Origin of the sequence: Pseudomonas sp. MN1F, from assembly GCF_009391885.1 — a bacterium.
In the GTDB taxonomy this organism is placed as follows: Bacteria; Pseudomonadota; Gammaproteobacteria; order Pseudomonadales; family Pseudomonadaceae; genus Aquipseudomonas.
On record NZ_VZII01000054.1, the window covers coordinates 1 to 12,130 of the forward strand.

General features: G+C 63.6%; 11 protein-coding genes. 1 reads left to right on the forward strand and 10 read right to left on the reverse strand.

What is annotated here, in order from left to right; all coding sequences use genetic code 11:
- Positions 1 to 161: 161 nt before the first annotated feature.
- Genes F6X59_RS24430 through zwf form a run of 3 tightly spaced genes read right to left on the reverse strand, consistent with a single transcriptional unit; the run spans position 162 to position 3,029 of the window.
- Positions 162 to 842 carry a bifunctional 4-hydroxy-2-oxoglutarate aldolase/2-dehydro-3-deoxy-phosphogluconate aldolase gene (locus tag F6X59_RS24430; RefSeq protein ID WP_152958693.1) on the reverse strand — a complete coding sequence of 227 codons (681 nt, stop codon included), beginning with the start codon at positions 840 to 842 and terminating at the stop codon, positions 162 to 164.
- 17 nt (positions 843 to 859) lie between these two features.
- Positions 860 to 1,573, reverse strand: coding sequence for a 6-phosphogluconolactonase (gene pgl, locus F6X59_RS24435; protein ID WP_152958695.1), 714 nt, complete (start codon positions 1,571 to 1,573; stop codon positions 860 to 862).
- A complete protein-coding gene (zwf, locus tag F6X59_RS24440) occupies positions 1,560 to 3,029 on the reverse strand; it encodes a glucose-6-phosphate dehydrogenase (RefSeq protein WP_152958696.1) in 1,470 nt (489 codons plus the stop codon). Before zwf ends, pgl begins: the two co-directional genes overlap by 14 nt.
- A 211-nt stretch (positions 3,030 to 3,240) precedes the next feature.
- On the opposite strand from zwf, the gene hexR reads away from it, so the two are divergent.
- A complete protein-coding gene (gene hexR / locus F6X59_RS24445) occupies positions 3,241 to 4,104 on the forward strand; it encodes a DNA-binding transcriptional regulator HexR (RefSeq protein WP_177326722.1) in 864 nt (287 codons plus the stop codon).
- Here the strand turns inward: hexR and F6X59_RS24450 are convergent.
- The 7 genes from F6X59_RS24450 to F6X59_RS24480 form a co-directional block, all read right to left on the reverse strand.
- Positions 4,097 to 4,951: a D-hexose-6-phosphate mutarotase gene (locus tag F6X59_RS24450; RefSeq protein ID WP_085673486.1), complete on the reverse strand. Its 855-nt coding sequence runs from the start codon at positions 4,949 to 4,951 to the stop codon at positions 4,097 to 4,099. The two genes, hexR and F6X59_RS24450, sit on opposite strands and share 8 nt — an antisense overlap.
- Before the next feature lie 117 nt (positions 4,952 to 5,068).
- Positions 5,069 to 6,412, reverse strand: a complete 1,344-nt coding sequence (locus tag F6X59_RS24455) for a carbohydrate porin (RefSeq protein ID WP_152958698.1) — start codon at positions 6,410 to 6,412, stop codon at positions 5,069 to 5,071.
- 41 nt (positions 6,413 to 6,453) lie between these two features.
- Positions 6,454 to 7,605, reverse strand: coding sequence for an ABC transporter ATP-binding protein (locus F6X59_RS24460; protein ID WP_152958700.1), 1,152 nt, complete (start codon positions 7,603 to 7,605; stop codon positions 6,454 to 6,456).
- A 3-nt stretch (positions 7,606 to 7,608) separates the two neighbouring features.
- The gene (locus tag F6X59_RS24465; protein ID WP_152958701.1) at positions 7,609 to 8,454 is read right to left on the reverse strand and encodes a carbohydrate ABC transporter permease; all 846 of its coding nucleotides are present in this window, start codon (positions 8,452 to 8,454) and stop codon (positions 7,609 to 7,611) included.
- Positions 8,447 to 9,355 (reverse strand): carbohydrate ABC transporter permease, encoded by a 909-nt coding sequence (locus tag F6X59_RS24470; RefSeq protein ID WP_152958703.1) that lies wholly within the window; start codon positions 9,353 to 9,355, stop codon positions 8,447 to 8,449. Before F6X59_RS24470 ends, F6X59_RS24465 begins: the two co-directional genes overlap by 8 nt.
- Before the next feature lie 87 nt (positions 9,356 to 9,442).
- Positions 9,443 to 10,729, reverse strand: coding sequence for an ABC transporter substrate-binding protein (locus tag F6X59_RS24475; protein WP_152958705.1), 1,287 nt, complete (start codon positions 10,727 to 10,729; stop codon positions 9,443 to 9,445).
- Positions 10,730 to 10,833: 104 nt separating this feature from the next.
- Complete coding sequence (locus F6X59_RS24480) at positions 10,834 to 12,084, reverse strand: AGE family epimerase/isomerase (protein ID WP_152958707.1); 1,251 nt, start codon at positions 12,082 to 12,084, stop codon at positions 10,834 to 10,836.
- Positions 12,085 to 12,130 lie beyond the last annotated feature (46 nt).

Sequence of the window (12,130 nt, forward strand, 5' to 3'; positions counted from 1 at the left end):
TTTACTTGAATCCAGAGCGCCCGGAAGCTGGAGTTGCCATAGCTAGATGAAGTTAAGGCGACAGGTACATTGACACGCACCGTCCAGGCCACACAAAAGCATCAGGCAAAAAAAAGGGGCGCCGACCAAGCGCCCCATAAGCCGTAAAGCACACAACAGTTTCAGTTGGCGTCCAGCAGTGCCATCGCCTCGGCGCTGCACGCCTCGATCCGCGCCCAGTCGCCGTTCTTGATCCAGCTGCTGTCGAGCATCCAGGTGCCACCTACGCACATCACGTTCGGCAGCGCCATGTAATTGCGCACGTTGGCCGGGTTAACGCCGCCAGTCGGGCAGAAGCGGATATCGCCAAACGGGCCGGCAAAGGCCTTGATCGCCGCCACACCACCGCTGATTTCCGCCGGGAACAGTTTGAAGCGACGGTAGCCCAAGGCATAACCCATCATGATTTCGGACGGCGTGCTGATGCCTGGCAACAGCGGGATCTCGCTGTCCACACCAGCTTCGAGAATGTCCTGGGTGATGCCCGGCGTGACGACGAACTGCGCGCCAGCGGCCTCCACCGCCGCGAACATGCTGCGATCGAGCACAGTACCGGCGCCAACGCACAGCTCCGGGCGCTGCTCGCGCAGCACCTGGATAGCCTTCAGGCCATGCTGCGAACGCAAGGTCACTTCCAGGGTGCGGATACCGCCAGCAGCCAGGGCGTCGGCCAATGGCAGAATGTCTTCCTCACGGGCGATGGTGATTACCGGCAGGATGCGCGCCTGTTCGCAGATGGCATCGATCCGCGTGGCTTTATCCGCCATCGAAAGCTTGGGCTGTGGGCGTTCAAGGGTGGTCATGACAGTGGATCCTTGGCTCATGGGCACCAGTAGATGCTCAGGGGGTCGTGAAGAAAGGCGCGAATCGGCATTTCGGAAAGGTCGTTGCCCGCCAGCGCGGCGCGCAGGGTAGCGAGTTTGCCCGGGCCTTGCACGGCCAGCGCGATGAATGCCGCGCTGGCCAGCAGCGAGCGCGTCATCGACAGACGCTGGCGCGGCACGCTTGGGGCCAGCATCGGCAGGCAACGGCGCGTGTTTTCAGGGTCCAGGCCTTCGGCAAGGTGGGGGCTACCGGGGAACAGCGAGGCGGTATGGCCATCGTCCCCCATGCCCAACACCAGCACATCGATCGGCGGCAGCTCTGCCAGGGCCTGGTCGGCGCTGGCTGCGGCCGCGTCGAGGTTCCCGGCCTGCTGGTAGAGCCCGACGAAGCGAGCCTTGGCGGCAGCGCCCTTGAGCAAGTGGCGGGCCAGCAAGCCGGCATTGCTGTCGGCGTGCTCCACCGGCACCCAGCGCTCGTCGGCCAGGCTGACGGTAATCTTGGCCCAGTCCAGCGGTTCGCCAGCCAGCTTCTCGAGGAACGGCACCGGGCTACGACCACCGGACAGCACCACACAGGCCTGGCCCTTGGCGGCAATGGCTGCACGCAGGCGTTCCGCCACCTCATGGGCCAGGGTTGCGGCCAGTGCCCTGGCATCCGCCAACTCGTGCACCTGCACGGCCTCTGGCAGTTTCAGTTCAGATATCGCCATACCACGCCCTCCCATCACGCGTGATCAATGCAATCGAGCTCATCGGCCCCCAGGAGCCGGCCGCGTAAGGCTTGGGCGCATCGCCCGCGTTACGCCAGCCAGCGATCAACTGGTCACACCACTTCCAGGCGTACTCGATCTCGTCCTTGCGCACGAACAGGTTCTGGTTGCCGCGCATCACTTCGAGCAACAAGCGCTCGTAGGCATCCGGAATCCGCGCACTGCGCCAGGTGTCGGAAAAATTCAGCTGCAACGGGCCACTGCGCAGTTGCATGCCCTTGTCCAGGCCCTGCTCCTTGGTCATCACCCGCAAGGATATGCCTTCGTCCGGTTGCAGGCGGATGATCAGCTTGTTACCGATCTGCAAACGCTGTTCCGGGGCGAAGATGTAGTGCGGCGTTTCCTTGAAGTGGATGACGATCTGCGACAGCTTCTGCGGCATACGCTTGCCGGTGCGCAGGTAGAACGGCACACCCGACCAGCGCCAGTTGCGGATGTCGGCGCGCAGGGCGACGAAGGTTTCGGTGTCGCTCTGGGCGTTGGAATTGTCTTCTTCCAGGTAGCCAGGTACCGGCTTGCCATCGCTGTAGCCGGCGATGTACTGGCCGCGCACCACGCGAGTGCTCAAACCTTCGCCGGTGATCGGTGCCAGCGCCTTGAGCACCTTGACCTTCTCATCACGGATGCTGTCGGCCGACAGATCGCTGGGCGGGTCCATGGCGATCAGGCAGAGCAGCTGCAGCAAGTGGTTCTGGATCATGTCGCGCAGTTGGCCGGCCTTGTCGAAGTAGCCCCAGCGGCCCTCGATGCCGACCTTCTCCGCCACGGTGATCTCCACGTGGGAGATGGAATTCTGGTTCCACTGGGTTTCGAACAGGCTGTTGGCAAAACGCAGGGCGATCAGGTTTTGCACCGTCTCCTTGCCCAAGTAGTGGTCGATGCGATAGACCCGGCTTTCCGGGAAGAAACGCGCCACGGCATCGTTGACCCGCCGTGACGACTCCAGGTCATGGCCGATGGGCTTTTCCAGCACCACCCGGGTGCGCGCCACCAGGCCAGCCTTGTCGAGGTTCTCGCAGATGGCGCCGTAGACGGCCGCCGCGGTGGCGAAGTAAGCGATCAGCGGCTGTTCGCCGGTCAATTGTTCGGCCAGGGCCTGGTAACCCTCGGGTTGGAGGAAGTCGAGGTGCTGGTAGCGCAGGCGGCCAAGGAAACGCCCCAACGCGGCGGGCTCGATTTCAGCCTCGGCCACATGCCGGCGCAGGTGCGTTTCGATGGTGTTCAGGTGATCCTCGGCGCTGCCGGCCTCGCGCGCCAGCGCCAGCAGGCGGGTGTCCGCGTGCAGGAGGTTGGCACGGTCGAGCTGATAGAGCGCGGGAAACAGCTTGCGCAATGCCAGGTCGCCAAGGGCGCCAAACAGGGCAAAGGTGCAAGGTTCGACACTGATCGCAGCCATGATGTTGGTTCTTTCCTAAAGTTGGTCTAGGAATACCGCTTTCACACACGGTTTTCAAGGGATAATGTAGTAAAAACCACAACATTACACACAAGCATTACAGACAAGTGGTACGTCAACCGCACCGACAGTACGATAGACGACAGTGCAAAAAGCCTGCTGCTCCCACAGCCGGCTGTCTTCCCGACCCAAGGACACACCCATGGACCGCGTGCGAAACCTCCTGGAACAGATCCAGGGACGCCTCGACGAGCTGAACAAGGCCGAACGCAAAGTCGCCGAAGTCATCCTGCTCAACCCGCAACAAGCCACCCGCTTCAGCATCGCTGCGCTGGCCCAGGCAGCCAAGGTCAGCGAACCGACCGTCAACCGCTTCTGCCGTTCGTTCGGTGTCAGCGGCTACCCGGAGCTCAAGCTGCAACTGGCGCAGAGCCTGGCCAGCGGCGCAGCTTACGTGAGCCGCGCGGTGGAAGCCGACGACGACCCGGCAGCCTACACCCAGAAGATTTTCGGCAGCGCCATCGCCTCGCTCGACAGCGCCTGCCAGCAACTGGACCCGCAACAGGTCAGCCGCGCCGTGGACATGATGATCCAGGCCAGGCAGATCCACTTCTTCGGCCTCGGCGCCTCGGCGCCGGTGGCCCTCGATGCCCAGCACAAGTTCTTCCGCTTCAACCTCGCGGTATCGGCCCATGCCGATGTGCTGATGCAACGCATGCTGGCCTCGGTGGCACACACCGGCGACCTGTTCGTGATCATCTCCTACACCGGGCGCACCCGCGAACTGGTCGAAGTGGCACGCCTGGCCCGGGAAAACGGCGCCTCGGTGCTCGGCCTGACGGCTGCCGGCTCGCCGTTGGCCCAGGCCTGCAGCCTGAGCCTGCACATTCCGCTGCCGGAGGACACCGACATCTACATGCCGATGACCTCGCGGATCATCCAGCTGACTGTGCTCGACGTGCTGGCCACCGGCATGACCCTGCGCCGCGGCGTGGACTTCCAGCCGCACCTGCGCAAGATCAAGGAAAGCCTCAACGCCAGCCGCTACCCCATCGAGGACGACGAACTCAACTGAGCCGGTGCGCCTGCAACCGCAAGTGCGCGCGCTGCCCCGGCGCCAGGCTCAGGCCCTCGCCACTGCCACTGGCCGCCTCGACACAGACGAAGCCCTGGCACTCACGGCCACTGACGCCCATCAGCGGCCGATTGCCGGGGTGCCAGACCACGGTGTCATCGCTGTCACCGGTGTCGATGCACAGCTCCCGCTCCCAGGCCGGATCCTGCAGCTGCACCCGTGGCGTGCCCGGGTAGACCTTCTGGCAGCCGCCCTTGAGCTTGAGCGCGCCGTCTTCACGGCAGGCCTGGCGGCTCAGGCGGTCATAGCCTTCGATATCCTCAAGCCCAGACAGCGCTATCTCGGACACGTCACTGATACGCCAGTAGGCCAGCAGCGCATGGCTCAGCTGGCAAGGTTCGCTGTCCTGGTGCTCGGTGCTCAGGCTCAGTTCCATACGGCTGCCAAGCCTGGCGTGCAGGTCTACCTGCCAGTCGCACAGGTCCAGCCGCCACTTCAGGCTGACGCCCTCCTCGTCTTCGCGGCTGTCCACCAGCTTCCAGTCCAGCAAGCGCGCCCAGCCATGGGCCGGCCACAGGTCTTCGCTGGGGTGGCGGCCATACCAGGGCCAGCACACCGGCACACCACCGCGTATGGCGCCCACTTGCGGCCATTGCTCGGCGCACCACAGCCACGGCCGCTCACCGGCCGGCTGGAAGTGCAGCAGTTGCGCGCCCTGGCGGCTGAACACCGCCTGGCAACGGGGATGGTCGATGATCAGCACATCGCGCTGCTGGTAACGCTCCCACTCGAATGTCGGCCGGGGCCGCTGCGAGGAAAAGAAGCGATGTAGCGGATGTTCGGGCATGGTTCCAAGCTCTTGTTGTTTGAGATAGCGCTGTCTCGGCCTATCCCCGACAACCACTGCAAGCCAGTGGGTGCCGGGAGCCGAATTTGGATTGGCGTAAATTTACAACAAGTAGGCTTAGAAAGACGACTGAATCTTCAAACCTGCGACCAGCGCGTTATCCACTTCGTCAACACCGCCTGGGCTCTTGATGTACTGCAGGTTGGGCCGCACGGTCAGCCAGTTGGTGACGTGGAAGCCGTAATAGAGCTCGGCGTTGTATTCGGTGCGCTGCAGCGGCACGAAACCTGGGTTGTCGTAGTCGTCGATACCGCTCTGGGCATTGAGCAGTTCGGCGCGCTTCTTCACGTCATCGTTTACGTGGATGCGCGCTACGCCAAAGCCGATGTCGTCCTTGGGCCGGGCGTCGAAGGCACCTTTGTAGACCAGGCCGACCTGCTGGTAGTTGTCGACCACGTTGGTGGCCTTGTCGTGCACGGTGAAGTTGGCGAACAGGCTCAGGCCGCGATTGATGTCGCCAGCATGCGCAGTAACCTGCTGCTGCGCTACCACCCACCAGCCGTGCTTGCTCGAATGCGACTTGAAGGCTTCGCCGGTGACCGCCTGCGGGTTGCCGTTGACGTCTTCGAACACATCATCGGCCTTGGCCGTGCTGTAGTAGTAACCCAGGCGGTATTCACCCGGCAGGTCATTGACCTTGGGCGACCAGACCATCTCCACCGGCAGGATCGCGCCTTTTGTGCCGCTGCCGCTGAGCTTGAAGCCGTTGCCGGTCTCCAGGTTCGACGGGTTCTGCTCGTAGGCTCCGACTTGTACGAAGAATTCCGGGGTGATGTTGTACTTGACCCGCAGTGCCCACTGGCTGACCGGCCAGTTGTACCAGATGCCGCCGACCCAGTTGCCCACCTGCGAGCCGCAGAAGGCCAGGTTCTGGAAGTCGCAGGGGAAGCTGTTGAAGTCCTCGCCCTCACCAAAGCGGCCGACTTTCACGTCCAGTGCGCCATCGAAGTACTTCTGCTTCACCCACATCTGCGTCAGGCGCCAGGTCTGCCCGCGGCCCCACACTTCCTGCACCGAACTGAACTGCCCGGCGCGCGGGTCGCTGATGCGGTCGTTGGAGAGGTTACGGCCACTGCGCTCGGTGATCGCCAGCTTGAACTCGGCATCGTGCCAACCGAGGATCTTCTGCAGGTCCAGGTGCGCGCCAAGGGCAAACTGGTCGCTGTAGCGTGCGGTCTTGTCGTCGTTGTAGCCGCCGTGCAGGTTGCCGGCCACCTCGCCAACATAGTCGAAGGTGAAGTCGTAGCCCTTGTCCAGCAGCTCGGTGCGGGTGCCACCCCAGTCGCCGGTCATCCATTTCGACTCGCTGGAAAAGGCCTCGGCAGCCTGCACGCCACTGCTGCCGACCACGGCGAGCAGGGCCAGTGAACCCAAGGTCCTGATGCGATTGCGCTGTTCCATCCCTTTGCGTCCTCTTTTTTCTTATTGATGGTGTAGACGAGTTAGCGGCCCTTGAAGTGAGCCACGTTGTCCTTTACGGCATTGCTGCTGGCCAGGTGCAAACGTTCGCCGCTGTCGGCGTCGAACAGCAGTACCCTTGCCGGGTCGAACTGCAGGTTCAGGCTGTCGCCTACCCGACAGGCGATGTCCGGCGCCAGGCGGCAACACACCTTGGTCTGGTTGAGGGTGACGAAGACCAGCAAGTCCGGCCCGGTGGGCTCGGTCACCTGCACTTCAGCGCGGATACCCGGCAGGCCGTTGCCCTCGCCTGCGCCCAGGGCGATTTGCTCCGGGCGGATGCCGAGGATGATCTCGCGACCTTCGAGGTCATCACTGGCCGGCCCCAACGGCAGTTCGCAACGTGCCTGGCCGCTGTCGAGCAGCGCCAACAGGCGCCCGTCCTGCTTGGCCAGGCGTACTGGAATGAAGTTCATCGGTGGCGAACCGATGAAGCTGGCGACGAACTGGTTGGCCGGGTCGTTGTAGATCTGCTGCGGCGTGCCGAACTGCTGGATGACGCCGTCCTTCATCACCGCCACCTTGTCGCCCAGGGTCATGGCCTCGATCTGGTCGTGGGTGACATACACCGTGGTGGTCTTCAGGCGCTGGTGCATCAGTTTCATTTCAGTGCGCATCTCGACCCGCAACTTGGCATCGAGGTTGGACAGCGGCTCGTCGAACAGGTAGATCTTTGGCCGCCGCGCCAATGCCCGGCCCATGGCCACACGCTGTTGCTGGCCACCGGACAGCTGCGCCGGCTTGCGTGCGAGCAGGTGCTCGATCTGCAGCAGCTTGGCCACCCGCGCCACCTCCTCGTCGATGGCCGCCTGCGGCATCTTGCGGATTTTCAGGCCGAATTCGATGTTCTCGCGCACGTTCATGGTCGGGTACAGCGCGTAGGACTGGAACACCATGGCAATGTCGCGGTCCTTGGGGCTCATGCCGCTGACGTCCTGGTCATCGATGAGGATCGCGCCGCCGGTAATGTTCTCCAGGCCCGCGATGCAGTTCATCAGGGTCGACTTGCCGCAGCCCGAGGGGCCGACCAGGATCAGGAACTCACCATCCTTGATCGACAGCTGGATGTCCTTGAGCGTGTCTGGCAGGCCGCTGCCGTAGGTCTTGTTCACATTGCGAAGTTCAAGCGTTGCCATGACTTACCCCTTGACCGCGCCGGCCGTGAGCCCGCGGACGAAATATTTGCCTGCCACCACGTAGACCAGCAGGGTTGGCAGGCCGGCAATCATCGCCGCCGCCATGTCGACGTTGTATTCCTTGGCCCCGGTGCTGGTGTTGACCAGGTTGTTCAGGGCCACTGTGATCGGTTGCGAGTCGCCGCTGGAGAACACCACGCCGAACAGGAAGTCGTTCCAGATCTGGGTGAACTGCCAGATCAGGCAGACCATGATGATCGGCGTCGACATCGGCAGGATGATGCGGCGGAAGATGGTGAAGAAGCCGGCACCGTCCAGGCGCGCGGCCTTGACCAAGGCATCGGGGATGCTCACGTAGAAGTTGCGAAAGAACAGCGTGGTGAAGGCCAGGCCGTAGACCACGTGCACCAGCACCAGGCCGGTCGTGGTGCTGGCCAGGCCCAGCTTGCCGAGGGTGAACGACGCTGGCAGCAGCACGGTCTGGAACGGCAGGAAGCAGCCGAACAGCAGCAGGCCGAAGAACAGCTGCGAGCCGCGAAAGCGCCACATCGACAGCACATAGCCATTCAGCGCACCGATGGTGGTAGAGATCAGCACCGCTGGCACGGTGATCATGATCGAGTTCCAGAAGTAACCACTGACCGTGCCCCAGGCCTTGACCCAGCCGATGCCGGTGATCACGGCGGGCCAGCTCAGCAGGTTGCCGGTACTGATGTCTTCCGGAGACTTGAAGCTGGTCAGCAGCATCACCACCAGCGGCACCAGGTAGAGCAGCACGGCGATCAGCAGCACGGCATGGATGGCGATGCGGCTCAGGCTCAGCGCTGGTTTATCCGAAGGACTATGCATGGCGCTTGCTCCGCAGTTCCGAGTACAGGTACGGCACGAGAATCGCCAGGATCGCCCCGAGCATCAGGATGGCGCTGGCCGAGCCCATGCCCATCTGGCCACGGCTGAAGGTGAAGGAGTACATGAACATCGCTGGCAGGTCGGAGGAGTAGCCCGGGCCACCGGCCGTCATGGCCGCCACCAGGTCGAAGCTCTTGATGGCGATGTGCGCGAGGATCATCAGCGAGCTGAAGAACACCGGGCGCAGGCTGGGCAGCACCACGGTCCAGTAGATCCGCGGCAGGCTGGCACCGTCGATCTGTGCGGCGCGGATGATCGACTGGTCGACCCCGCGCAGGCCGGCGAGGAACATCGCCATGATGAAGCCCGAGGCCTGCCACACGGCGGCGATCACCAGGCAGTACACCACCCGGTCAGGGTCGATCAGCCAGTCCAGGCGAAAGCCCTCCCAGCCCCAGTCACGCAGCAGCTTGTCCAGGCCCATGCCGGGGTTTAGCAGCCACTTCCAGGCGGTGCCGGTGACGATCATCGACAGCGCCATGGGGTACAGGTAAATGGTCCGGATGAAGCCTTCGCGGCGGATGCGCTGGTCCAGCAGCACGGCCAGCAGCACGCCGATGGCCAGGCTGATGGCGATGAACAGGCCACCGAACAGCATCAGGTTCTTGCTCGCCACCCACCAGCGGTCGTTGTCGAACAGCCGGGCGTATTGCGCCAGGCCCGCCCACTTGTAGGTCGGCAGGAAGGTCGAGGTGGTGAAGGAGAGGACGAAAGTCCACAGGATGTAGCCATAGAAGCCCACCAGGACGATGAACATGCTTGGCGCCAGCACCAGTTTCGGTAGCCAGCGCTGCAGCGCGTCCACGGGGGAGGCCCGCAGTTGGGCGGTTGCTATTGTCATGATTGCACACCTGCATGAGGGTCAACACATCGCCTATGGGAGCGGGTTTACCCGCTCCCACAGGGATCTCGCCAGTCTCGGGAGGGGCTACTTAGCGGCCTTTACCGCAGCGCTAAGCTTCTTCGCCGCATCGGCCGGGTCGGCCTTCGGGTCGTTGATGTAGTTGGTCACCACATCGAAGAATGCGCCCTGCACGGCCAGCGTGGTGGCCATGTTGTGCGCCATGCTCGGCTGCAGGCCGCCGGTCTTGGCGTCGGCGAGGAAGTCCTTGGCGGAGGTTTGGGCGCAGGCGTCAAAGCCGTACTTGCCCATGTCGGCCAGCATGTCGTTGCGCACCGGGATCGAGCCCTTGTTGATGCTGAAGACCTTCTGGAAGTCCTCGCCCAGGACCTTGCGGGCAATGTCCTGCTGGCCGGCAGCAGTGCCCTTGTCCTTCTGCTTGAACACCACCAGCGAGTCGATGTTGTAGAGGAAGGCTTTGTCAGTGCCGGGGAACGGCACACACTGGTAATCCTTGCCGGCGGTCTTGTTCGCCAGGGTCCACTCGCTCTTGGCCCAGTCACCCATGATCTGCATGCCGGCCTTGCCATTGATGACCTTGGCAGCCTCCAGATTCCAGTCCTGCCCCTTGCCGTCAGCATCCATGTAGGTGGCGACCTTCTTCAGCTCGGTGAGCGCCTTGACCATCTCGGGGCCGGTCAGCGCTTTTTCGTCGAGGTCGACCATGGCTTTCTTGTAACCTTCAGGCCCCATCACAGCCAGCACCACACTCTCGAACACGGTGCTGTCCTGCCAGGGCTGGCCGCCATGGGCGAGCGGGATGAAGCCTGCAGCCCTGAGCTTGTCGGCGGCAGCGTAGAATTCGTCGAGGGTGGTCGGCGCCTTGTCGATGCCGGCCTTCTTGAACACTTCAGGGTTGATCCACAGCCAGTTGATGCGGTGGATGTTGACCGGTACCGCGACATAGTCACCGTCGTACTTCACGGTGTCGGAGATCTTCTTGTCGAGCAGCGCGTCCCACTTCTCTTCCTTGGCAACGTCCTTGAGCACCTCGGTATCAAGCAACCCGGTGGAAGCCCACTCCTGGATGTCCGGGCCCTTGATCTGCGCGACGCCTGGCGGGTTGCCCGCCACCGCACGGCTCTTGAGCACGGTCATGGCCGTGGCACCACCGCCACCTGCGACGGCGCCGTCCTTCCAGGTGAAGCCATCCTTCTCGACCTGGGCCTTGAGCACATCGACAGCGGCTTTTTCTCCCCCGGAGGTCCACCAGTGCACCACTTCGACGCTGCCTTTGGATTCGGCGGCGGAGGCACTGAGCGGCAGGAGCGAGGCGAGGGAGATCGCGGCGGCGAGGCGGAGAGTGGAATTCATCGGAGTACCTTTCTTGTTGTTATGCCGGGCAAGTCGGTCGCTTGCATTGCATGGAGTCTAATCAGCGCGCCCGCCTCGTCAGGTAACGAAGCGATGCGCGAATGTCATCGTTTGGTTACATAACCTGCAACGGCAGTTGCCAGGCTTGGCGCCAACGGCAGCCCTGGTATCAAGGTTGCCTGATAGGCGTGGTAGAGATCTGGCTTGCCCACCCATATCGTCGCGGCAGGGCGGTTATCCGGGTCGAGTTCGTGATGCCAGCTGCCCGCCACGCGGTCGATGAAGTGGCCATCGATGAAGTCCCAGAAGCAGCGGTACCAGCGCTCATACTGCGCTTCGCCGGTACGCCGCAGCAGGGCCGCTGCGGCGGCGCAGGCCTCGGCATGTACCCAGTGCAGGCGCTCGCGCACGACCGGGCGATTGTCCCAGTCCAGGGTGTAGACGATGCCTTTGCCGCCATCGACGCTCCAGGCATCGCGGCAGGCGCTGCCGAACAGGCCACGGGCACACTCCAGCAGCCATTCCGGTGCGTGCAACCCGGCCAGCTCACGAGCAGCTTCCAGATGCAGCAGCAGCCGCGCCCACTCGAAGGCATGGCCAGGCGTGGTGCCAAACGGCCGGAAGTGGTCGGCCGGGTCATCGCGGTTGTAATGCGGCAGCGGCTGCCAGTGCGCGTCGAAATGCTCGACAACCCGATAGTCGTTGGCGGCAGCGTGGGTGTGGATGATGCGTTGGGCGATCCGCAGGGCGCGATCAAGCCACAGCGTATCGCCAGTGACATCGGCCAGGGCCAGGAATGCCTCGGTAGCGTGCATGTTGCTGTTGGCGCCGCGATAGGCCTGCGCCTGCTGCCAGTCGCTGGAGAACGCCTCTTGCAGGGCGCCCTGCTTCTCGCTCCAGAACCGCGCGTCGAGGGTATCGATGGCATCCTCCAGCAAGCCCTGAGCCCCCGCAGCGCCTGCGACCACTGCAGAGCTCGCGGCCAGCGCGACGAAGGCATGCAGGTAGGCGGCCTTGCTGCTATCGCCCTGCCCGTGCGGGTGGGCGAACCAGCCACCGTGGCGGGTGTCGTGCAAGGCACCGCGCAAGGCATTGACGCCATGCTCGACCAACGGCAAGCAGCCGGGCACGCCCTGCAGGTGAGCCAGGGCGAAGCTGTGGGTCATGCGCGTGGTCTGCAGGGTTTCGCTGCCAGCCGTGGGCGGCAGGCAGCCTTGGGCATCGAGGCAGCCGAAGCCCTCAGGCAGCAGCGAAGCCCTGGCGAAGGCCAGCAGGCGTTGCCCTTCTGCCTGCAGCCAGGCGGCATGTGCAGTTGAACCCAGCCAACTGCCGGGGGCCAGATCGCGAGTGATCATGAGGTAGCGCGTTCCTTGCTTGTGGTCGGTGAAGCCTAGCCAGCCG

Coding starts and splice junctions, on each gene's coding strand:
- F6X59_RS24430 (WP_152958693.1), bottom strand. CDS start 842: ATGACCACCCTTGAACGCCCACAGCCCAAGCTTTCGATGGCGGATAAA.
- pgl (WP_152958695.1), bottom strand. CDS start 1,573: ATGGCGATATCTGAACTGAAACTGCCAGAGGCCGTGCAGGTGCACGAG.
- zwf (WP_152958696.1), bottom strand. CDS start 3,029: ATGGCTGCGATCAGTGTCGAACCTTGCACCTTTGCCCTGTTTGGCGCC.
- F6X59_RS24450 (WP_085673486.1), bottom strand. CDS start 4,951: ATGCCCGAACATCCGCTACATCGCTTCTTTTCCTCGCAGCGGCCCCGG.
- F6X59_RS24455 (WP_152958698.1), bottom strand. CDS start 6,412: ATGGAACAGCGCAATCGCATCAGGACCTTGGGTTCACTGGCCCTGCTC.
- F6X59_RS24460 (WP_152958700.1), bottom strand. CDS start 7,605: ATGGCAACGCTTGAACTTCGCAATGTGAACAAGACCTACGGCAGCGGC.
- F6X59_RS24465 (WP_152958701.1), bottom strand. CDS start 8,454: ATGCATAGTCCTTCGGATAAACCAGCGCTGAGCCTGAGCCGCATCGCC.
- F6X59_RS24470 (WP_152958703.1), bottom strand. CDS start 9,355: ATGACAATAGCAACCGCCCAACTGCGGGCCTCCCCCGTGGACGCGCTG.
- F6X59_RS24475 (WP_152958705.1), bottom strand. CDS start 10,729: ATGAATTCCACTCTCCGCCTCGCCGCCGCGATCTCCCTCGCCTCGCTC.
- F6X59_RS24480 (WP_152958707.1), bottom strand. CDS start 12,084: ATGATCACTCGCGATCTGGCCCCCGGCAGTTGGCTGGGTTCAACTGCA.